21 protein-coding genes are annotated in these 21,711 nt (G+C 62.8%); 12 read left to right on the top strand and 9 right to left on the bottom strand.

The window, feature by feature from the left end; genetic code table 11:
• Positions 1-80 precede the first annotated feature (80 nt).
• The 7 genes from JOD47_RS05315 to JOD47_RS05285 are packed head-to-tail and all read left to right on the top strand — an operon-like array spanning position 81 to position 7,955.
• Positions 81-1,154 carry an ABC transporter substrate-binding protein gene (locus JOD47_RS05315; protein WP_204532647.1) on the top strand — a complete coding sequence of 358 codons (1,074 nt, stop codon included), beginning with the start codon at positions 81-83 and terminating at the stop codon, positions 1,152-1,154.
• Between the two features lie 10 nt (positions 1,155-1,164).
• A complete protein-coding gene (locus tag JOD47_RS05310; protein WP_204532645.1) occupies positions 1,165-1,980 on the top strand; it encodes an ATP-binding cassette domain-containing protein in 816 nt (271 codons plus the stop codon).
• Positions 1,977-3,233 carry a sugar ABC transporter permease gene (locus tag JOD47_RS05305; protein ID WP_204532644.1) on the top strand — a complete coding sequence of 419 codons (1,257 nt, stop codon included), beginning with the start codon at positions 1,977-1,979 and terminating at the stop codon, positions 3,231-3,233. Before JOD47_RS05310 ends, JOD47_RS05305 begins: the two co-directional genes overlap by 4 nt.
• 34 nt (positions 3,234-3,267) lie before the next feature.
• Entirely contained in the window at positions 3,268-4,767 is a 1,500-nt protein-coding gene (locus JOD47_RS05300; protein WP_204532642.1) for an FGGY-family carbohydrate kinase, read from the top strand.
• On the top strand, positions 4,764-6,251 hold the full coding sequence (locus tag JOD47_RS05295; RefSeq protein WP_204532640.1) for an FGGY-family carbohydrate kinase: 1,488 nt from the start codon (positions 4,764-4,766) through the stop codon (positions 6,249-6,251). Before JOD47_RS05300 ends, JOD47_RS05295 begins: the two co-directional genes overlap by 4 nt.
• Positions 6,248-6,862: a histidine phosphatase family protein gene (locus JOD47_RS05290; RefSeq protein WP_204532638.1), complete on the top strand. Its 615-nt coding sequence runs from the start codon at positions 6,248-6,250 to the stop codon at positions 6,860-6,862. The genes JOD47_RS05295 and JOD47_RS05290 overlap by 4 nt, the downstream gene beginning before the upstream one ends.
• Positions 6,863-6,902: 40 nt before the next feature.
• Positions 6,903-7,955, top strand: coding sequence for a 2-hydroxyacid dehydrogenase (locus JOD47_RS05285; RefSeq protein ID WP_204532637.1), 1,053 nt, complete (start codon positions 6,903-6,905; stop codon positions 7,953-7,955).
• 42 nt (positions 7,956-7,997) lie between these two features.
• Here the strand turns inward: JOD47_RS05285 and JOD47_RS05280 are convergent, their stop codons facing one another.
• From JOD47_RS05280 to JOD47_RS05270, 3 genes are all read right to left on the bottom strand, one after another.
• Complete coding sequence (locus JOD47_RS05280; RefSeq protein ID WP_204532636.1) at positions 7,998-8,300, bottom strand: DUF4193 domain-containing protein; 303 nt, start codon at positions 8,298-8,300, stop codon at positions 7,998-8,000.
• Positions 8,301-8,448: 148 nt separating this feature from the next.
• Positions 8,449-9,522: an Ldh family oxidoreductase gene (locus JOD47_RS05275; protein WP_204532635.1), complete on the bottom strand. Its 1,074-nt coding sequence runs from the start codon at positions 9,520-9,522 to the stop codon at positions 8,449-8,451.
• Between the two features lie 55 nt (positions 9,523-9,577).
• Positions 9,578-10,522, bottom strand: coding sequence for an AraC family transcriptional regulator (locus tag JOD47_RS05270; RefSeq protein ID WP_204532634.1), 945 nt, complete (start codon positions 10,520-10,522; stop codon positions 9,578-9,580).
• Between the two features lie 80 nt (positions 10,523-10,602).
• Between JOD47_RS05270 and JOD47_RS05265 the strand changes: the two genes are divergently transcribed.
• The 4 genes from JOD47_RS05265 (at position 10,603) to JOD47_RS05250 (ending at position 15,230) form a co-directional block, all read left to right on the top strand.
• Positions 10,603-11,076: an anthrone oxygenase family protein gene (locus tag JOD47_RS05265; protein WP_204532633.1), complete on the top strand. Its 474-nt coding sequence runs from the start codon at positions 10,603-10,605 to the stop codon at positions 11,074-11,076.
• A gap of 430 nt (positions 11,077-11,506) precedes the next feature.
• A complete protein-coding gene (locus JOD47_RS05260) occupies positions 11,507-11,884 on the top strand; it encodes a hypothetical protein (RefSeq protein ID WP_204532632.1) in 378 nt (125 codons plus the stop codon).
• Complete coding sequence (locus JOD47_RS05255) at positions 11,803-14,769, top strand: S8 family serine peptidase (protein WP_204532630.1); 2,967 nt, start codon at positions 11,803-11,805, stop codon at positions 14,767-14,769. Before JOD47_RS05260 ends, JOD47_RS05255 begins: the two co-directional genes overlap by 82 nt.
• A gap of 65 nt (positions 14,770-14,834) precedes the next feature.
• Complete coding sequence (locus JOD47_RS05250) at positions 14,835-15,230, top strand: RidA family protein (RefSeq protein ID WP_204532628.1); 396 nt, start codon at positions 14,835-14,837, stop codon at positions 15,228-15,230.
• A gap of 40 nt (positions 15,231-15,270) precedes the next feature.
• Here JOD47_RS05250 and JOD47_RS05245 read toward each other — a convergent pair whose 3' ends face one another.
• The 3 genes from JOD47_RS05245 to JOD47_RS05235 form a co-directional block, all read right to left on the bottom strand.
• A complete protein-coding gene (locus JOD47_RS05245) occupies positions 15,271-16,113 on the bottom strand; it encodes a PhzF family phenazine biosynthesis protein (protein ID WP_204532626.1) in 843 nt (280 codons plus the stop codon).
• Positions 16,114-16,161: 48 nt separating this feature from the next.
• Positions 16,162-16,725: a dihydrofolate reductase family protein gene (locus JOD47_RS05240; RefSeq protein WP_204532624.1), complete on the bottom strand. Its 564-nt coding sequence runs from the start codon at positions 16,723-16,725 to the stop codon at positions 16,162-16,164.
• 162 nt (positions 16,726-16,887) lie between these two features.
• On the bottom strand, positions 16,888-17,844 hold the full coding sequence (locus tag JOD47_RS05235) for a DMT family transporter (RefSeq protein WP_204532622.1): 957 nt from the start codon (positions 17,842-17,844) through the stop codon (positions 16,888-16,890).
• Here JOD47_RS05235 and JOD47_RS05230 point away from each other — a divergent pair.
• A complete protein-coding gene (locus tag JOD47_RS05230) occupies positions 17,843-19,273 on the top strand; it encodes an aminotransferase-like domain-containing protein (RefSeq protein WP_204532620.1) in 1,431 nt (476 codons plus the stop codon). The two genes, JOD47_RS05235 and JOD47_RS05230, sit on opposite strands and share 2 nt — an antisense overlap.
• A gap of 58 nt (positions 19,274-19,331) precedes the next feature.
• Here the strand turns inward: JOD47_RS05230 and JOD47_RS05225 are convergent, their stop codons facing one another.
• The 3 genes from JOD47_RS05225 to mraY form a co-directional block, all read right to left on the bottom strand.
• Positions 19,332-19,778, bottom strand: a complete 447-nt coding sequence (locus tag JOD47_RS05225; RefSeq protein ID WP_204532618.1) for a hypothetical protein — start codon at positions 19,776-19,778, stop codon at positions 19,332-19,334.
• A gap of 153 nt (positions 19,779-19,931) precedes the next feature.
• Positions 19,932-20,510 carry a DinB family protein gene (locus JOD47_RS05220; RefSeq protein ID WP_204532617.1) on the bottom strand — a complete coding sequence of 193 codons (579 nt, stop codon included), beginning with the start codon at positions 20,508-20,510 and terminating at the stop codon, positions 19,932-19,934.
• 94 nt (positions 20,511-20,604) lie between these two features.
• Entirely contained in the window at positions 20,605-21,708 is a 1,104-nt protein-coding gene (gene mraY, locus JOD47_RS05215; RefSeq protein ID WP_204532615.1) for a phospho-N-acetylmuramoyl-pentapeptide-transferase, read from the bottom strand.
• Positions 21,709-21,711 lie beyond the last annotated feature (3 nt).

The raw sequence follows: 21,711 nt of genomic DNA, 5'->3' as shown, positions 1-21,711 counted from the left end.
CTAACATGTTTAATGTTACTCTCATCACATGCGTTTGTTTCCACGCTCCGGTCAGTAGCCAAGACACGAAAGAGAATTCAATGAAGAAGTTCTTGAACCAGGTTCCCTTTGCGCTCGCAGCCTCCACCTGTATCGCCCTCGCAGCAACGGGCTGCGGCGCCGCTGCAAGCGGTAGTCCTGAAGACGGTGAGGCGAAGACGATCGCCTTCCTGATGCCGGACAATGCATCCACCCGCTACGAGCTGTTTGACCGCCCCCTCTTCGAGGCGAAGATGAAGGAACTCTGCGAAGAATGTGAGGTCCTCTACTCCAACGCTGACGCGAGCGCCTCCAAGCAGCAGGAGCAGGCCAATTCGGCTATCGCGCAGGGAGTCGACGCCATCGTCATCGATCCAGTTGATTCCGCAGCGGCGGCAACCATTGTGAATTCGGCTCAGTCCCAGGACATTCCAATCATCGCTTACGACCGTCCCATTCCTGACCTTCCGGCTGACTACTATGTCTCCTTCGACAATGAGGCTATTGGTGCGCTCATTGGCGAGTCACTCGTGAGTCACCTGACGGAAACCGGTGCTGAGGGTGGGCTGCTTCAGGTGAATGGTTCACCGACAGACGCGGCGGCCGGCCTCATCAAGCGTGGCATTCACAGCTCTATCGACCCCAGCAACTTCGAACTTCTTGCCGAGTTCGACACCCCCGGTTGGGACCCAACAGAAGCGCAGAACTGGGTGAGCGGCCAGATTACGAGGTTCGGCCCTGAGCTAGCCGGCGTTGTAGCCGCGAATGATGGAACGGCTGGCGGTTCAATCGCCGCTTTCAAGGCAGCGGGGATCGCAGAGGTTCCGCCGGTGACCGGGAACGACGCCGAACTGGCCGCACTGCAGCGCATCGTCGCCGGCGACCAATACAATACCATTTCGAAACCCATCAAAATCGTTGCTGAGGCTGCTGCAGAAATTGCTTACCGGTTCGCGAGCGGCGAGACGGTCGAAGGGAAGACCGAACTCTTCGATACGCCGTCCGAGTTGTTCGAGCCGACAGTCGTCACCCTGGAGAACCTTGAAGAAGTAGTGATCGATGGCGGGGTGGCCACCGTAGATGAGCTGTGCACACCGACGTATGCCGAGGCCTGCGCGGCCGCCGGCATCAGCTAGGAAGCACGCCATGAGCACAACAACGAAGATTGCTCCTACAGGTTCGGCCATCCTCTCGCTTCACGGGATCAGTAAGTCTTTCGGAGCCGTCGCGGCGCTGACAGATATCGACCTTGATGTCGCGGCGGGGGAAGTCGTCGCCATTGTGGGCGACAACGGCGCAGGTAAATCCACACTGGTCAAGGTTCTCTCGGGCGTGCATGCACCGAGTGCAGGGCGAATTACATTCGAGGATCGGGTGGAGACTATTCCCACGCCGATGGCTGCACTCAATTTGGGTATTGCCACCGTCTTCCAGGACCTCGCTTTGTGCGACAACCTCAATGTCATCAACAATCTGTTCCTTGGACGGGAAGTTTCGCCGTACCGGCTCAACGAGGTGGAGATGGAGACGCGCTCCTGGGAGCTACTGAAGCAGCTTTCCGCGAAGATTCCCTCCCTCCACACGGCAATCGCTTCCCTTTCCGGCGGCCAGCGTCAAACGGTGGCAATCGCGCGCTCCCTGCTGGGTAACCCCAAAGTCATCATTCTCGACGAACCAACAGCAGCGCTGGGAGTCGCCCAGACCGCTGAAGTGCTCAATCTCGTCGAAAGGCTGAGGGACCGGGGACTCGGCGTCATCATGATCAGCCACAACATGGCCGACGTTAAGGCGGTCGCCGACCGCGTCGCTGTTCTTCGCCTCGGTAAGAACAACGGAACGTTCCGCGTCGCCGATGTCTCTACCGAAGAGGTGATCGCAGCCATCACCGGAGCAACAGACAACGTTGTGTCCCGCCGCTCTGCCACACGCAACCACCCCTCAACCCAGGAACAGCTGTCATGAAAAGCTCCGTCGCATCAACTCCTGCTCCGCCGACAATCGACCGCCAGGATGAACGTCTCCGCACCTCGACCGGCGTGAAGGGCGCCGTTCAAAGCGCAACAGACAAGGTGCGTTCAGGCGACCTCGGGGTGCTTCCGGTCATCGCAGGACTGGCAATAATCTGGACCGTCCTGCAAATTCTCAACCCGAAGTTCCTGTCGAGTTCCAACCTGGTGAACCTCGCCATGGAGAGCGCCGCTGTCGGAGTGATCGCGCTCGGAATTGTGTGCGTGCTGCTCCTCGGCCAGATCGATCTTTCGGTTGGATCGGTCAGCGGCCTTTCGAGCGCTGTCGTTGCGGTCTCACTCGTCAACCTGGGCTGGTCGGTCTGGTTGTCGGTGCTTGCAGCAGTACTCCTCGGAGTGGCGATCGGATGGTTCTATGGGCAGGTCTTCAATCGTTTCGGGGTTCCTGCCTTCGTCATTACCCTTGCGGGCCTGCTTGGATTCCTCGGGCTGCAGCTCTACGTCCTCGGGCCGATCGGATCGATCAATATTCCATTCGGCTCGCCGCTGGTGTACTTCGCCCAGCTGGCATTCGTGCCCGCCTGGCTGTCCTACGTACTGGTCTTCGCTGCGGCCGTTGCCTTGTTTGTCATCGACTTCAGGCACGCCGGCGCACGGCGCGCCGCCGGACTATCGAGCAGGTCGCTGCGCATCAGTGCGCTCAGGGCTGCGGGCCTCCTTGTCGTGGCCGGCCTCGTTGTCTGGTACCTGAATCAGGCACGGGGCGTGGGCTGGATGTTCGTCTTCTTCCTCGCCCTCGTTCTTGCGATGCATTACGCACTGACCAGAACCAAATGGGGCCGATCGATGTTCGCAGTGGGCGGCAACGTCGAGGCAGCCCGCCGGGCGGGCATCAACGTCAAGGCGATCTACACATCGGCGTTCATCGCATGCAGCACCCTGGCCGCCGTCGGCGGTATCCTCGCTGCTTCCCGGTTGGCCGCCGCGAATCAGGGCAGCGGCGGCGGAGACGTGAATCTCAACGCGATCGCGGCCGCCGTGATCGGTGGGACCAGTCTCTTCGGCGGGAGGGGCAGCGCCTTTGCAGCCTTGTTGGGCATCATTGTTATCCAGTCCATCTCAAGCGGGCTCACCCTGCTAAGCCTTGATTCATCTTTCCGCTTCATGGTGACCGGCGCTGTCCTGCTCCTTGCGGTCACTCTTGACTCGGTGTCCCGCAGGTCCCGTTCATCACACGGCAAAGCATGATTCGCTGGTCCGACAGAGGCATGAGGAGAACACAGTGACAGCAATAGCAGTCGACGCCGGCACCACCATGATTAAAGCGGTGGGGTACGACGACGCAGGCCGGGAAGCCGTCGTCGTCCGTCGTTCCACTCTGGTCACCCATCCCGAACCCGGCTGGGCGGAGCAGGACATGGCGGCTGTGTGGAAAGCTGTCGCAGAAAGCATCCGTGAGGTTGCCGCCCGACTAACCGAACCTGTTGATTTCCTTGCGATCACGGGTCAGGGGGACGGCAGTTGGCTGGTGGACGACGCCGGTAATCCCACCGGTCCGGCGATCCTTTGGAATGACGGCAGGGCCGCGTCAATTGTGGAGCAGTGGCGCAGCGAAGGCGTGCTGGGCCGCACCTACCGCACCAACGGATCCCTGTCCTTTGCCGGTCTGCCAAACGCCATCCTGACGTGGTTGTCCAAGCACGATCCCGAGCGGCTGGAAGCATCGGAGGCGTCGCTGACCTGCAACGGCTACCTGTTCCTCAAGTTGACCGGTGTTGCAGCGGTGGACAATTCCGATGGCGCTGCACCCTTCATGGACGTACGCGCCCGTGAATACTCGCAAGAGCTTTTCGAGGCGTATGCCATGGAGTGGGCGGCGGACCTGATGCCTCCGATTCTGCGGGATGCGGATCGATCACGACCGCTTAGCGCCGAAGGAGCTGCGCACGTCGGCCTTCCGCTGGGAATTCATGTCGTGATGGCTTCCTACGACATCGCAGCGACGGCGATCGGTGCGGGGGCGGTGCTTCCAGGGCAAGCCTGCAGCATCCTCGGCACGACGCTGTGTACGGAAATGGTGGTTGACCGCATTGACACCACCGGCGTTCCAGCCGGCCTGACCGTCGGTCTCGGGGTCGAGGACCGTTACCTTCGTGCGCTGCCGACCCTCGCTGGAGGCGAGGTGATCCAGTGGGCATGCACTCTGCTGAACTGCGCAACGCCCATTGACTTCACCGACCTGGCAGCCAACAGTTCCCCAGGCGCAGGCGGACTCATGTTTTTGCCCTACCTTTCACCCGCAGGAGAGCGCGCGCCGTTCCTCGACTCGGAAGCCCGCGGAAGCTTTCTGGGACTCTCACTTGAACATGGCCGGCCGGAAGTGGCGCGCGCGGTCCTCGAAGGACTGACGTTTGTCATCCGCGACTGCCTTGAAGCGGGCTCCGCCGTACCCACCGAATTGCGCGTCTGCGGCGGGGGAGCCGAGAACGCTGTGTGGCTGCAGCTCATCGCGACGATGACCGGTGTACCCGTGCGCAAGTTGGCGGACTCGGAAATCGGAGCCCGTGGTGCTTTCATTCTGGGACTCGTTGCCACCGGTGCCAGCCGATCCATTGAAGACGCGGTGGCAGCGCACGTGCGGATCAGCAGCATGTGGGAGCCGGGCGCGGAGCGGCAGTTCTACAACGAGCTGTATCGCGATTTTCTTACCCTCCGCGAGGACTCACGCCGCTCGTGGCCGCTGCTTGCCCGTCTGCGCTCCCGAGCGCAGGAAACCCAATGACCTCTCGCGCTCCCGAGGAGCAGGCGTGGGTCGGAATCGATCTCGGCACTCAAAGTGTGCGAGCGCTGGTAGTGCAGTTCGACGGAATAGTCCTTGGGTCGGGCTCGTCGCCATTGACGAGCATGCGGGACGGACATCGCCACGAGCAGGATCCCGAACAGTGGTGGACAGCCGTGTGTGCCGCGACGCGTCAAGCCCTGGTAGGTGTGAACGCCCCGATCGGTGCCGTTGCGGTGGATGGGACGTCCGGGACAATCCTGCTCGCCAATGCCCACAGTATCCCGCTGACCCGGGGGCTCATGTACGACGACGGCAGGGCTGGTGGGCATCTCGACGAAGTGAACCGTGCCGGTGAGGACCTATGGACAAAGCTGGGCTACCGGCACATGCAACCCAGTTGGGCGTTACCGAAATTGGTATGGCTTCGTCAAAACCACCCGCAGGCGATGGAGGAGGACGGTACACAGTTGCTTCATCAGACCGACTTCATCAACCGGCGGCTTGCAGGACGAAACGTCGCAACCGACCTGAGCAGTGCCTTGAAAACGGGTGTCGATCTGATCGCGGAGTCCTGGCCATCGCAGATAATCGACTCGCTGCACCTGGCAGCTTCCCTCTTCCCTCCGGTGGTACGTTCGGGGCACTTCGTCGCGAATGTGAGCACAGAGGCAGCGGAGCAGACCGGACTGCCTGAGGGGATACCTATCATCTCGGGTGCCACAGATGGCTGTGCCGCCCAGCTCGGCGCCGGTGCGCTCAACCCCGGTGACTGGAACTCGGTAGTGGGCACCACGCTTGTGCTCAAGGGCGTCTCGGAAAACCTCCTTCACGATCCGCACGGCGTGGTCTACTCGCATAAGGGTCCCGAAGGGCAATGGCTTCCCGGCGGTGCCTCGAGCTCGGGTGCCGGAGTGATTGCCCGCGACTTCGAAGGGGCTGACCTCCGTGCCCTCGCGCTCCAGGCAGCCGAATTCCATCCGGGTGCCACAACGTACCCGCTTGTGTCCGAGGGAGAGCGGTTCCCCTTCGCCGCTGCAGGCGCCCGCGAATTCACGATCGGTCATCCCGAGACCGCGGCCGCGCGGTATGGCGCAGTGCTGCAGGGTCTCGCCTTCGTTGAGCGGCTCAGCTTTGATTATCTCGGCTCTCTGGGGGCGGATACGTCGGGCCGGCTACTACTGACCGGCGGCGCGACCAACAGCAGCTACTGGTCCCAACTACGCGCCGACATCCTGGGACGGGAGGTTTGGCTGCCGCAAAACGCCGAGCCGTCCCTTGGCGCAGCGATTCTTGCAGCTGCGGGAGCCTCAGGCAGAAGGTCCCCGGAAGTGGCAGCGGATATGGTCCAAATCGGATCTGTCATCGCTCCCCGCGAGGACTACGCGGGACGGTTCGACCCCGCGTACGCAACGTTCGTGGAACATCTGGAGAATCGCGGCTGGCTGAGCGCAGGCGTCGCATCACATGCACGGAGGATCGCATGACAACATTCATTCTCACCCGCCATGGCGAAACGGTCTGGCACTCCGAAAACCGGTACGCCGGTAGGAGCGACGTTGCCTTGACGAAGCGCGGGGCAGACCAGGGAAACGGCCTTGCGCGATGGGCGCAATCTGCGGACCTGACAGGAATCTGGGCATCAACCCTCAGCAGGGCGAAGTACACGGCAGCGAAAACGGCTGACGCGACAGGACTTCCCCTGAACACCGATGTCCGGTTGTGTGAGCTGGATTTCGGCAAGGGGGAGGGGCTGACCGCTGCGGAGATGCAGGAACAGTTCCCACAGGAGCTCGCAGCCTTCCACCGGGATCCAGTAGCCCATCACCTTCCGGGTGGTGAACATCCCGAAACCGCAATCCTACGTATCACGAGCGCCCTCAGCGACATCCAAAGAGCACATCAGGACGGGCGAATTCTCGTGGTGGCCCATTCCACCGCTATCAGGCTCGTCTTGTGCAGCTACCTGGGTATCGACCCGTCCAGGTACCGGCGGACCTTCCCTATTCTCAACAACTGCTCACTTACCGAGGTAAGGATCAGCAACGGAAACGCCGCGCTGCACTCCTATAACGTGCCTACTGCGCAAGCGCACTAATCGGCTTCTGGAACACTACGGAAACAACGAAGGACACACCATGACAACCCGCATTCTGGCCGCTGGAGACCACTTCGTCACCAGTGAACTCCTGATAAATGCAATCGAGCGCGAAATTCCCGGGGGTGCATCATGCTCGCGGCTGACCCTGCCTTGGCCGACTGTCCCCTTCGGCCGGGTCGCCGAAGTCGATGAAGCTTCCGGCTCGGAAGACGAACTTGTTGCAGCCCTGCAGGGAGTGGAGATCTGTGTGACCCAGATGGCGCCGCTCACCGAAGCCGTCCTGGCGCAGTGCCCCGACCTTCGACTTTTCTGCATTGGACGCGGCGGCCCGGTCAATGCCAACCTCGACGCCGCCACACGCCATGGAGTTGCCGTCACCTATGCTCCAGGACGTAATTCCACCGCCACTGCGGAGCATACGATCGCGATGATGCTGGCTGCCGCCCGTCGGATCCCCGCGACCCATGGGGACTTGCTCGCCGGACAATGGCGCGGCGACTACTACATGTATGACCAGGTCGGCCCTGAGCTTGAGGGAAGCACGGTGGGGCTGGTCGGTTATGGCGCGATCGGTCGGAAAGTCGCCCGTATTCTCGGAGGCTTTGGAGCGCGCGTCCTGGTCAGCGACCCCTACATCACCCAAGATGAGCTCGGTGATTCTGTTGAACTGGTGCAGTTGGAGGAACTGCTGCACCGCTCTCGCATCGTTTCCCTCCATGCCCGGGTTACCGATGAAACGGTCGGCATGATCGGCGCCCCGGAGATTGCGGCCATGCCGCAAGGTTCCGTCCTGGTGAACTGTGCTCGCGGCGCACTGCTGAATTACGACGCCGCGCTTGATGCTCTGGAGACCGGTCACCTGTTCGGTGCGGCCTTCGACGTATTCGCAGAGGAGCCCATCCCCGCTCGCTCCAGGCTACTGAGCACACCCGGTGTGGTGATGACTCCTCACCTCGCTGGATCGAGCAAGGAAACAGCCCACAACGCGGCTGCCATCATCGCGGGGGAAGTAGGCAGGTACCTGCGCGGTGACGACTTGCAGTACCGAGCGAACTCCGTAGGCGAACCAGCCGGCCAGGCACGCCGTTGACCTTGCCGGCATACGGGACCAGAACCGCCCGCTGAGGCAGAACTATCCCTCGCAGTCTTTGCAGTACTTGTTGCCGTTCTTTTCCCGGGCAAGCTGTGAACGGTGTCGAACCAGGAAGCAGGACATGCAGGTGAATTCGTCCTGCTGTTCCGGGATGACCTGTATCTGAAGTTCCTCTTCGAGGACAGCGCCGGGCAGATCCAGGCCTTCAGCTGTATCTGTCTCATCTGCATCGATCGCCGAATTCTGAGTGGAGGCGCTGCGCTGGGCTTTGAGAGCCTCCAGCGACTCGTTGGCCGGCTGATCCTCTTCGCGTACGCGCGGTGCGTCGTAATCCGTAGCCATGGGTGCTCGTTTGTCCTTTGCTGCTTGAGGTGCTGCAACAGGCTACACGTATTTTCTGGACTGATCCCCGGGAAGGCACCGTGAGGCGTCTTCGAGGAGTCACATCCGCCACGGGCGAACACTACAATCAAGGGTCAACCGGCCGGGCTCACAGGTGGAACGGCGCCTCATTCTGCGCACAGATGTCGCGAATGTGTCCGACGAGCCCGTCACTGAGCGGGATGCCGGATCCCAGCCGTTCCGCCCGGACTGTACGTTCAATGTCCCCGGGCACCAGCACCGGGCGGTCCGGTGACGCCGGAGGCTCCGCACGGAGCAGATCGACAATCTGCGACACCGATGCCGCGAACTGCTCCGGCTCTCCGAAAAACGCCGGATCGATCGCCAGACAGAAGTGACCAATGTCATTCGGATCCGATGGCTCCCTGAGCGGTGCAAACGTTGCACCGGCAAGCGCACCGGCCAGGATCTGAACCATGAGCGCGAGCCCGTACCCCTTGTGGCTGGACAGCTGCTCCGTTCCGCCCAGCGGGCTCAGCCCGCCTTCCTGCTGGTCCCGCAGTTGGCTGTAGCCGGCTCGGGAATCGGTGACAGGCCGGCCGGCGCCGTCGAGCACCCACCCGGCGGGCAGCGGCTTGTCGAGGTAGTCGTACACCTTCACCTTGTTCATCGCGACGGTGCTGGTGGACATATCGAGGAGGAAGGGCTCCGCCGCGTTGGCCGTGGGGGCAGCGAAAGCCAACGGGTTGGTCCCGAGCACGGGCCTGGAACCGCGGGTGGGGACCACCGTTTTGGTGGGAGTGGTGGAGGTGACCAGCCCGATCTGGCCGGCGTCGGCGGCAATCCTCGCGTAGTAGCCCGCCGACCCGAAGTGGTGCGAACGCCGAACGGTGACAACTCCGACGCCGGTCTCCCGCGCCTTCGAGACGGCAAGCTGCATTGCTGTCACCATCGCTGAATGCCCGAGATTGTGCCCGCCATCTACGACGGCGGTCGACGAACCCTCACGCTCAATCATCGCCTCGGCGCGCGCATCGAGCTTCCCTGCATCGATCAGCCGCTGGTACATGGGCAGCATGGAAATCCCGTGGGAATCGATGCCCGCCAGATCGGTGTCCACCATCACTTCCGCGGTGATCTCCGCCCGCTCCGGAGCCATGCCCCACGCGTGGAGTACCGCGAGAATCTGCTCCCGGACGGTGTCTGCTGAGTACTGCTTCATCGGTTCCTCCCGTGACGGGTTGCTGCTTCACCGACAACACTAGGACGGATCCCCGCTATGCCGGTGCAGCAAATTTACGACGGCGATACTCCGTAGGGCTCACTCCGAACCTCCGCTTGAAGGCAGTACTCAGTGCGAACGGGCTGCCGTAGCCGATCTCGCCCGCAATCCGGGCAGTGGTGCGGTGCGGATCCGCGAGCAGTTCGCTGGCCAGAAGCATCCGCCAGTTGGTCAGGTACGTCATGGGCGGCTCTCCGACAACCGAGCGAAAGCGGGCAGCGAGCGTAGCCCGCGAGACGTTCAGCCGCCGGGCCAGCGACTCGAGCGTCCACGGTTGAGCGGGCAGTTCATGGAGCAGCTCGAGGGCCTGCCCGACGACGGCGTCAGCACCCGCTGACAGCCAACCTGTTGCTCGCTCAGGGTGCGCAGCGGTCCACGCGCGCACGGTATGGACCAGGAGCACGTCCAGCATCCGATCGATCACGCTGCCCTGCCCGGAGGCGTCCGTTGCTACCTCGTCGGCAAGAAACGTCACCAGTGCGGGATTGACGGTGCCGGCCGGCACGAAGGCGATGCGCGGCAACGCGGCCGTCACTGCGGAGCCGATCTCGGCGTCGGACTCATAGGTCCCGATCAGCATGGTGGTCTCGCCTGACGCGGTGTTGCCCCACGTCCGGATGCCGTGGCTCATGCTCAGATGGACCGGCTCGCCACGGAGCGTGGTGCACGTCTGCCCCGGATGAACGATGATGCTCGCCTCCCGCCCAGGCTCGTCGGCCACAAGATACGGACCGGGCCCGCGAACGAGCGCAATATCGCCCGCACTGAGAGCCGTCGAGTCTCCGTCTGCCATTAGCCAGGCCTTTCCGGTCAGCACGGCCATCACCGTCAATGGAGCCTGATCCTGGATATTCAGGGACCAGGGCGGGTTCATCGCCACCCGCAGTGCGAAGGCCCGTCTGGCGTGAGGGCCGTCGAGGAAGTGCGTCAGGGGATCCATCAGCTCATCCTAGACGATTGCGTATGTACGTACGCATTACAGCAATGTGAAGTCTGACCAAGATCCGCTTCACTTGATGCATGACCACTCCTGATCTCTTTCAGACCGTCGCCACCACTACTGCGGCAGTGTGCGCCGGGGCAACCGGCGGGGTGTATGTCGCGTTCTCCACCATGGTTATGCCCGCACTTAACTCTCGTGCTGGCAGTGAAGCTATCGGTGCCATGCAGCGCATCAACGTCCTGGCGGTCCGTCCACCGTTCATGGTGCTGTTCTTCGGCGGCGCTGTTGCGTCGGTGGTGGCGGGGGCAACCTCAGGTATGTCGGACGCTCAGGGCCTGCTGCGGCTGACAGGAGCGGCGCTATCGCTGGCCAGCTTCGGTGTGACAGTCGTCGTCAACGTCCCGCTTAACAACAGACTTGCCCGGGTGTCGGGTGCTGCTGATCCAGCCGCCTGGCAATCGTTCGCCCAACCGTGGGCTCGTGCGAATACCCTGCGGGGTTTGCTGGCGCTCGCCGGGGCCGCCGCCCTCGCAGGTTCCCTGACGCGGTGACCTGGCGTGCGGTGCAACGGGCTGCCCAGCCGCAGCAGGACGATGAGTAGCTGCTGTCCAGGCCCAAGAGGACCCATATCCGGGTCCTGCAAGAGGACCCACTGCAATAGGCTGACGGAGCAACCGCAGCCGAATCGGGGGAATATGGCGGACACAGCAACGGACTCATCAGGCTCGACAAGTGCTGTCGCGCTCTCGATCGAAGTGGTGGCCGTTCGTTCAGCTGGTCGTCGTCACTTTGATCATTGTCGGTGTGTACACCATGTCCGGGCTGATGAACCCTGACGAGTATTTCTAGCTGCATTGCACACGGACGTGCGGGACCCGGCCGGTGAAAACAGAATGGGAGATCTCATATAACATTCTCCCGGGGGATGCAACTGGGCGCTCCCGACGCCCGCCGCATCGGGCCTTCACCTCAAGGACGCTCATGGGTCGCCCCCGTCTCGTATCCGCCGCTGCCGCCACCGTTGTTGCGCTTCTCGGCTCCACCCTTTTCGCAATGCCAGCATCGGCCGAAGCACCCGAACCGAGGGTGGATGACACGGTCCGCTCGACGCCGGAGCCGACCGCAACGGACCAATTCATCGTCAAGTTCAAGGAGACCGCCGGCACCGCAGCGGCCCACGGCAAGGCCTACGGGCTGACGGCGAAAGAGCTGGGTGTCAGCGTCAAAGAACTGCGGGGGATGAGCACCGGAGCGAAGGTCGTTCAAACCGGCCGGGATTGGACACAGCCGCAGCCGAAGAATTCATCTCCGACCTGGAAGCAAATCCTGCCGTCGACTACGTCGAGGCGGACACCATGATGTTCGCGCTGGCGTCGGCACCTAGCGACTCGTATTACGGCTACCAGTGGGACCTCACCCAGAAGCCGTACGGGCTGGACATCCAGTCGGCCTGGGACCATAGCACCGGCTCCGGCGTCGTTGTTGCCGTCATCGACTCAGGCACCGTGCCCCACCAGGACCTGGACGCGAACTCGCTGCCCGGGTACGACATGATTTCCACCGCTTCCATCGCCCGCGACGGTGGCGGGCGGGATGCCAACCCGCGCGATGAAGGAACCTACGGAGACGGGACCACCTGCGAGATAGGCAAATCTTCCTGGCATGGCGCCCACGTCGCCGGCACCGTCGCAGCTGTCACCGGGAACGGCATGGGCATCGCCGGCATCGCACCCAACGCCAAGATTCTTCCCATTCGTGCACTGGGTCTGTGCGGCAGCGGCTACACCTCCGACATCATCGACGGCATCACCTGGGCCTCCGGTGGCACCGTCGCGGGTATCCCCGCTAACGCGAACCCGGCGCGGGTCATCAACCTCAGCCTGGGCGGCAACCAGAGGTGCTCCGACAGCTACCAGGACGCCATCGATGCGGCAGTAGCGCGCGGAAGCGTCATCGTCGCAGCGGCGGGCAACGAATCCGACGACGCCTCCCTGTACTCCCCAGCGAGCTGCAACAACGTCATCACCGTCGGCGCCACCGGACCCGACGGTGCCCCGGCCTACTATTCCAACTTCGGCGGCAACGTCGACGTCAGCGCCCCTGGCGGGAACTCGGACTTCGGTACTGAAGGGCTGATTCTTTCGACAGTGAACCCGGGCACCCAAGGCCCGGCTGCCGGCAGCGCATATTCCTTCATGCAGGGCACCTCCACGGCAGCCCCTCACATTGCAGGTGTTGCAGCACTCATGCTTTCAGCCAACGGCATGCTCACCCCGGCGAAAGTCGAGGAAGCGCTCAAGGCGAATACGCAACCCTTCTCTGGCCCGTCACCCTTCTACTACGGAGCGGGTATCGTCGACGCAGCCGAAGCGGTCGACGCAGTGCGGATCCGCCCAGTTGCATCGCTGCCTGGTCCCACAGAACAGGTCGTGCCCGGCCAGGTCTTTCTGGACGGCGACCTGCGCGTCGGAGAAACATTGACCGCCCGTATCAGCGGCTGGGAACCAGCCCCCGTCGCAGTGACCTACCAGTGGTTCGTGGGCGGGAACACGACCCCTGTTTCGACCAGCAACACCTACACGCTGCGCCCGGAAGACCTCGGCCAACTGGTCGCGGTCGTCGCGACCGGCACCAAAGATGGATACGAACCCAGCACCGTCGAGACGGTCTCACCCGGCCCTGTGGCCGAAGGCATTCTCACCGCTGTAACGCCGGTTATCTACGGCAACTCGTACGTGTATTCAGCGTTGACAGTGAACGATGTGCCGTGGGGGCCGGCTCCAGTCCCTCTGACCTACCAGTGGCTCCGCAATGGAGAGCCGATTTCCGGCGCTACCGCGTCCAGTTACGACGTGAGTCCGGCTGACATGGGCACGAAGCTCAGTGTCAGGGTTACCGGATCCAAGAACGGGTATCAGACTTCCGCCCGCACCTCCGCAGAGACATCGACCATTACCGGATGTTGCCTTTTTGGGCCGCGGCCAGTCATCAACGGAACGAGGATCGTCGGACACGAGCTCACGGCTTACATCGGAATCTGGTCGGTGGAGCCGGACACACAAACCATCCAGTGGTATCGGGGCAAGACGCCTATCGAAGGAGCGACCTCCCTCAGATACACGCTCACCGGCGCGGACTTCAATCAGGCGATCTCGGTCTGGGTTACGGGCACTAAGGCGGGCTATCCAACCTATGTCGCGAAGTCAGCGCCTACAGCGAGCATCCCGGCTGGGACACTGGCCGCACCGACTCCAGCGATCGGCGGAGCAGCGAGGGTCGGCAGCATACTGAACGCAATCACGCACGCCTGGACCGCGGGAACCACGTTGTCCTACCAGTGGCTTCGTGACGGCAGTGCGATCAGCGGCGCGATCGCTGCCAAATACAGGTTGACCGCAGAAGACCTGGGCAAAGCCATCAGCGTAACCGTCACCGGATCCAGCCTCGGCTACGACACGAAGACCGTGACAAGCGCACCGACCCAGCAAGTATTGCCCACGCTCGCATTCGGCGATTACAGCGGTGACGGCACGGCTGACGTCATGGCGCGCGACACCTCCGGTGGCTTGTTCCTCTACCCCGGAAACGGTAAAGGCGGCTGGCTGCCGCGCACCAAGCTTGGCGTCGGATTCCAGGGCTTTAACACCATCATCCGGCCAGGTGACTTCGACGGTGACGGACTCGCTGACTACATCGGCCGTGACTCGGCAGGACGACTATGGCTGCAGTCCGGCTACGCCGGATCACGCAAGCAGATCGGCTCCGGTTGGCAGAATTTCACGAGCCTGACCGCGCCGGGTGACTTCAACGGCGACGGGAACGTCGACGTCATTGCGCGCGACAGTGCAGGCGTGCTCTACCTGTACCCAGGTAACGGGGCAGGCGGCTGGAAGAGCCGGATGAAGATCGGTTCCGGGTGGCAGAACTTCCCCAGCATCATCACCCCCGGTGATTTCAACGGCGACGGAGCGGCCGACGTCATGGCCCGTGACAAGGCCGGCGCGCTGTACCTGTACCCAGGTAACGGCGCAGGCGGTTGGAAGACTCGGACGAAGATCGGCTCCGGCTGGCAGAACTTCACCAGCATCCACGGAGCAGGCGACTTCAACGGAGACAACGCGGCAGACGTCATGGTCCGTGACCGGCTCGGAGCGCTCTACCTGTACCCGGGCAACGGCACCGGCGGCTGGAAGACGAAGATCAAGGTCGGATCCGGCTGGGACGGCTTCAACGCCATCTTCTAACCAAGCGGCCCACTTCGCAGGGCACCCTTCACCGAATGCCCTGCGAAGTGCCTAAGGTGAACGTCATGCAACTCAACGAAACCATCAAACAGATCAACGCCGACGGGCTGATGCCTCCACGAGGGAAGTACAGCCACGTCACCATCGCCCGCGGTACCGCCTACATCTCCGGACAGCTGCCGGTGAACAGCGAGGGACAACCGGTCACTTCCGAAAGCTTCGCGGTGCAGGCCAAACAAACGCTGAGCAACCTCGACGCCTGCCTGGCATCGGCGGGACTCAAACGAACCAGTCTCGTCCAGGTGCGGGTGTACCTGACGGATATGTCCAACTGGAAAGAGTTCGACGAGATCTATGGCGAATGGATCGGCTCCCATCGTCCGGCTCGAGCCGTCGCAGGGGTGAACGCGCTCAATCACGCAGCGGCGCTCGAAATGGAGGCGACCGCCGTCGTCGATTAGCGCCACCAGCTCGTCCGAAAGCAGTGCCGGCCCGCAAAAGTCAGATCTCGGCAGTGCCCCGGAAGCACGTTGTCGTGGCGCCGCCCACCCAGACGGTGCCGTCGTCGTCGGCTGTGATGGTGATGTCTCCCGCCCTGCCCAGCCGGGAACCCTGCGACACCCGGTAGGTGCTCGGCATCGCACCGGTGCCGGTCAGCCACTGGCTCACTGAGGCGTTCATGCTTCCGCACACCGGGTCTTCGGGGACGCCGAGAGCGGGCGCGAAGGTCCGCATCTCGTAGGCGTGCTCGGACCCTTCGGGATAGGCGCCCACTGCGCCGATCATCGCCGTCGGAATCTGAGACAGGTCAGGCTCCAGGCCGAGAACCTCCTGCGCGGTGGCCAGCCGGATGACGCCCCAGCCCGGCCCGTTGTCCACCCACTGATGTGAGAGCACCTGATCCTCCCGGATGCCGAACGCGGCAACGATCTCCGCGAGGTATCCACCCTCCAGCTCCCCGGAGCGCCGCGTGGGCGGAGCGGCGAAGGACAGGATCCCGTCGCCGCGCCGGACGTTGATCAGCCCCGCGGTGCACTCCTGCACAACCAGGTCATCGCGCTGGGGCGTGCCGCCGCCCTCAAGCCAGGCATGCGCTGAACCGAGCGTCGGATGGCCGGCGAACGGAAGCTCACCTCCCGGCGTGAAGATCCGTACGCGGTAGTCCGCTTCCGGATTGGTCGGCGGCAGCAGGAACGTCGTCTCGGACAGATTGGTCCAGCGAGCCACGCGCTGCATCGCTTCGTCGTCCAGCCCCTCACCATCCAGTACGACGGCGACTGGATTTCCCAGGTACGGAGTCGGAGAGAACACATCAACTTGCGCGAAGGGACGGGAGGAAGTCATGCGAGGAAGTCTGTCAGGACTGGACGGCAGGGGCCAGCGCCGGGTGTCTCACCGGTCATTCGTGTAGCGGAGCAGGACCACGCCGTTGCCGAACGTCCGCGTCTCCTCCAGTGTGAGGTTCAGCTGGACCTCCGGGTCTTCGAACAGCGGCCGGCCCTTCCCCAGCACCACCGGATGAACGCAGATGCGGTACTCGTCGACCAGGCCGAGCCGAAGAAAGCTGGCTGCGAGGTTAGCACCGCCCAGGGCGATGTCGCCGCCAATCTGCGCCTTCAATTCCTCGATCTGTTCAGGCACGACGTCGGAAATCACCGTCGTGTTCCAGCCCGCCTCAGAAAGAGTCCGCGAGAACACATACTTGCGCGCATCCCGCCAGATCTGTGCGAACTCCATTTCCGGTTCGGAAGCATCCTGATTCTGGTCAGCGGTGGGCCAGTACTCGGCCATCAGTTCGTGGGTGACGCGTCCGTCGAAGAAACCCGCCATCGCGCGGCACTGATCGTTGAAGTAGCTGTGGAGCTCTTCGTCCACCCGGTGCCAGCTGATGTCCCGGTCGAGTCCCTCGAAGTAGCCGTCTAGGGAGACAGACATCATGAGGATGATCTTGTTCATTCAGGAACCTCCGGAAGCAGCGGAAGGCGACCTCGCCGTCGTCGTACTGTCCAGTGAAGCACCCACCTGCCATGGGGGACAGAGGGCGGGCCGGAATTCCCAGGTCCTGCCGTCGGTCTCCCGTTCCTGCGGCGTGTTGCGTCGTGACACGCCGTTTCGCCGTCAGGAGCTGGGGGATTCGGTCCGCGGCCGGGACTTCTCCCGCGTGGCAGCACGCGTCCGGACGGCCACCCCCGCACAGAGAACGACGGCGAGTCCTCCGACAACGGTCGGCCACGTCAGGTGCTCCCCAAGCAGGAGCGCCGCCCACGCGATGGTGAGGACAGGCTGGACAAGCTGTATCTGGCTGACCCGGGTCATCGGCCCGATCGCCAGGCCCCGGTACCAGGCGAAGAAGCCGAGGAACATGCTGATTATCCCGAGATAGGCGAAGGCTGCCCATTGTACCGGCGACGCGGCGGGAGGCTGCTGGACCAGGGCGACGGCGGTCAGCAGGGCCATAAGGGGAGCGGCCACGACGAGCGCCCAGGAGATCACCTGCCACGATCCCAGCTCGCGCGCCAGCAGACCGCCTTCGGCGTAGCCGATTGCGCCGGCTGCCACCGCGGCGAGAAGCAGGACATCCGGCCAACTGAAGCTACCGAGTCCGCCGGACGTGAAGGCGGCGAAGGCAACCGTGACCGTTGCGCCGATGCCGCTCATGACCCAGAAAAGAAGCGGCGGGCGTTCGTGCCCGCGGAGGACCGCTGCGATTGCGGTTGCCGCTGGGAGTAGAGCGATGACGACGGCGGCATGGCTCGCCGGCACAGCGGTGAGGGCGTAGGAGGTGAGGACGGGGAAGCCCACTACGACGCCGCCTGCGATGACCGCGAGCCGCGCCCACTGGGTTCCGCGGGGGAGCCGCTGCCGCATGATTCCCAGCGCGAGGGCCGCGAGTAGCGCTGCCAGTATTGCCCGGCCGGAGCCGATGAACAGCGGCGACATCCCCTCGACTGCCACCTTGGTGAACGGAACGGTGAAGGAAAACGCCGCGACGCCGATAAGTCCCCACCAGATTCCGGCAGGCCGGTGGGATAGCGGTTCAGATCGATAAAGAGTAGCGCTACTATTGCTGTACATGAACAACGATAGCAGTTCACGTATCGCGGCGGCACTGATCACCTGGATTTCAACGGCGGCTCCGGGATCACAGCTGCCATCCACGCGGGCGCTCGTCGCTGAGCACCGGGTGAGCCCGGTAACGGTGCAGAAGGCCCTGCAGTCACTGACTGCCCGCGGGCTGGTGGAGAGCCGTCCCGGTTCGGGAACGTTTGTGCGGTCAGTCCGTACCGCCCGGCCTGCCGATTATGGGTGGCAGACTGCCGCGCTGCGGTCCCCCAAAGCGCCCCGGCATGACCTGCCGACCACTCTGCGGGACACTCCAAGTGACGCCATCGCCTTCCACTCCGGCTATCCGGACTCCGAACTGCTGCCGGTCCGAGTAGTCCGGGCGGCGCTGGCACGGGCATCACGCAGCGATGCAGCACTGTCCCGTCCGCCTGCTGCCGGGCTTCCCGAACTGCGATCGTGGTTCGCCCAGGAACTGCGCGCCGCAACGCCGGCGAGTGTCACTCCGCCGACACCCAGTGACGTTCTGGTGGTGCCCGGCAGCCAAAGCGGATTGAGCGCCGTCTTCCGCGCGTTGGCCGGCAACGGACAGCCCGTTCTCATGGAGTCGCCCACCTATTGGGGCGCGATCATGGCCGCAACGCAGGCGGGTGCCACCATCATTCCGGTACCGACGGGCGCTGACGGACCGGACACCGAAGCGCTGGCGCGGGCGTTCGAGGAAACAGGTGCCCGCCTGTTTTACGCCCAGCCCAACTACGCCAACCCCACGGGTGCGCAGTGGGACGCCGAGCGGCGCGAGCAGGTGCTGGACATTGTCCGCGCCCATGGCGCTTTCCTTGTGGAGGATGACTGGGCCCACGACTTCGGAATCAACACCAGCCCCGCACCGGTCGCGGCGCAGGACGACTCCGGCCACGTGGTCTACCTGCGCTCGCTGACCAAGAGCGTTTCACCTTCCATCCGGGTTGCTGCCGTGATCGCGCGCGGGCCGGCGCGTGAGCGGATTCTCGCTGACCAGGGCGCCGAATCGATGTATGTCAGCGGTCTTCTGCAGGCTGCGGCGCTGGACGTCGTCACCCAACCGGCGTGGCAGACCCACCTCCGCGGGCTCCGGCACCAGCTCCAATCCCGCCGGGACCTGCTGCTGTCCAGCCTGCGGCAACACGCGCCTTCCGCGCATATCGATCACGTGCCCAAGGGTGGGCTGAACCTGTGGGCACGCCTGCCTGACGGCACCGACGTCGAACAGTTGGCACGCGACTGTGAGGCCAACGGCGTCGTCATCGCTGCCGGGAACGAATGGTTCCCGGCGGAACCGGCCGGCCCGTTCATCCGGCTGAACTACGCGGGGCCCAACCCGAGTGCCTTCCCTGCGGGCGTGCGGATTCTCGGCGGGTTGCTGAAGGACCAGGCGCGCGAAGGCGCCGTTACGGTGTAGGTGTTCCGATAGACAAGCCGGTCAGTTCGAGAACTCCCTCGTGCCGGGCCTGGAGTGGCTAATTGAAGGAGCGTTTGGAGCCGGCGCGGGTCGGTCCGAGCACCACTCCCTCGGGAAGCGGAGTGGGTGACTCACGGCTGTAAGGTATGACCCCAATCTGGAATGAGTCTTCGTAGACGATTCTGCCCGGGTCTGCTGATCGTGAATGCTGATAATCGACGTTGTGGTCCCGCAGGATTCGACAGAGCGCGTCGACTCGATGGAGCATCTCGGCAGGAAGTGGATCTTTGAACCAGGTCACTGCACCGATCTTGTTCCCGTCTTTGTAGAAGGGAGGGTTCGGCAGTTCAGATCTGAACCAGTCGTCTACGTCGAGATACAGTTCCACTTCATTGTGCGCCAGATCACCTGATCTTCGTAGGTGATCCACTGCTACAAAAAGTCCCACCTCAACACCCAACCGGCCGAAGTACCTTGCATGAAATCTTGAATATTCACCCGCCACAGCTGGAGCCTAGCAAGCTGTTGGCTTGGTCGCGTCAGCGTGTGAAGCGGCGGCCCGAAGGGATGTTCCTATATAGACAAATCGGCCTACTTCCAATCCCGCGTTAGTCGGCCCTATGCCTGCCAGTCAGGGATGGTTGAGAGCACTCACTTGTCAAATTCCGGCTGCTTTGCGGGCAGCAGTTTCGATCATCGTCCAGTGCGTTGCCCACTCGTTTTGCTCGGCTGCACTTAGCGGTTCCGTGCTCGCTCCGGCAGTTCCGTCTATGCCTTCGCGGATGATATCCGCGTGGCCCAGGTGTTGTGACGTCTCAACGAGCATATGAAGTAGCACGTTGAAGAGGGTGACGTCAGAATGCCACCAAGACACGTGTCCAATCGCGTCAATAGGCAGGGATTCGATTGTGGTGTCCGCGTGCTGGCATGCTCGCTGGTACGCGGCCATGATGTCGTCGCGGTTTTCGTGCTCTGTCACCCACATGAAGTCACGATTGCGAAAGTTTCCATCGAGAGTGGGAATGGGCTGTTCTGGAAACGGCCGGCCGAAGGTGTGCCCGAAATAGGCTGCCTCGTAAAGTGCCAGGTGCTTGATCAAACCGAGAAGATTCGTGCCGGTGCGACTCATGGGTCGGCGCACGTCATATTCACTAAGTCCCTTGAGCTTCTCTACTAATTGTTCACGCACATCCCTGTGTCGCTCGTGAAGGTGCGCTTTGGCGGCTCCGTCGATCATGGCCTGAAGTCTACGGCGCTCACCTGCCTGAGACGGAGCGTTGGCGCGTGCTGATATGCGAGGTTGCAACCGGGGGATGCCCCGGAACGGGCCGTTAGAGCAGCACAACCCATTCGGCGTAGAAGATGCCGAGGGCGACGGCCACGAAGAGACCGGCTATGATCCAGAACCGCGCCACGACGGTGACCTGTTCCCAACCCTTCAGCTCGAAATGGTGGTGCAGTGGGGTCATTCGGAAGATGCGCTTGCCGCCGGAGAGTTTGAAATAGCTCACCTGAATGATGACCGACAAGGTGACCATGACGAACAGGCCCGCGAGGATGACTAGCAGCAGTTCTGTGCGGGACAGTATGGCGAATCCTGCGATTGCACCGCCGAGGGCGAGTGATCCGGTATCGCCCATGATGATCGTTGCGGGTGAAGTGTTCCACCAAAGGAATCCAACGAGTGAACCGCACATCGCGGCTGCAATTAGGGCCAAGTCGAGCGGGTCTCGCACTTGGTAGCAAATGTTCGCGGGCACACTGGGATCGGCACATCTCTGGTTGAACTGCCAGATGCCCATCAACATGTAGGCACTGAAAACCAAAACAGAGGCGCCTGCGGCGAGGCCGTCCAATCCATCGGTAACATTTACGGCGTTGGACGTAGCGGTGAGAATGAAGGTGGCCCACAGGATGAAGAGGATCGCACCGACCAGCGACCCGGCGAATGCCAGATCGAAAGATGTATCCCGAACGAACGAGATAGCGGTGGAGGCCGGAGTCCGCCCGTTTTCATCCGGGAAGTTCAGAGCCGGGACGGCGAACGCTACCCCGACAGCTGTCTGACCGATGATCTTCGCTGGTCCAGTAAGACCGAGGCTGCGCTGTTTGGAAATCTTGATGTAGTCATCAAGAAAACCCACGAAGCCCATACCGACGGCGACCAGTAGTAGCAGTAGCCCGGTGGCAGTTGGACCGGTCGATTCCCCCATCAGCATCATGATGCCGTGCGTCGTTAGGTAGGCGATCACCACTGCTCCGATAATCACCGCGCCACCCATCGTGGGTGTTCCCCGTTTGGTGTGATGCGAGGTGGGACCATCTTCGCGGATGAACTGACCGTAGTTCTTCTTGACCAGGAAACGGGCGAGTAGAGGCGTGCCGGAAATTGCCAAAATCAAGGCGAGAGCCGCAGCAATCAGCAGCGCAATCATAGA

Origin of the sequence: Arthrobacter tumbae, assembly GCF_016907495.1 — a bacterium.
GTDB lineage: Bacteria > Actinomycetota > Actinomycetes > Actinomycetales > Micrococcaceae > Arthrobacter_D > Arthrobacter_D tumbae.
This window is presented reverse-complemented; position numbering and strand designations above follow the sequence as displayed.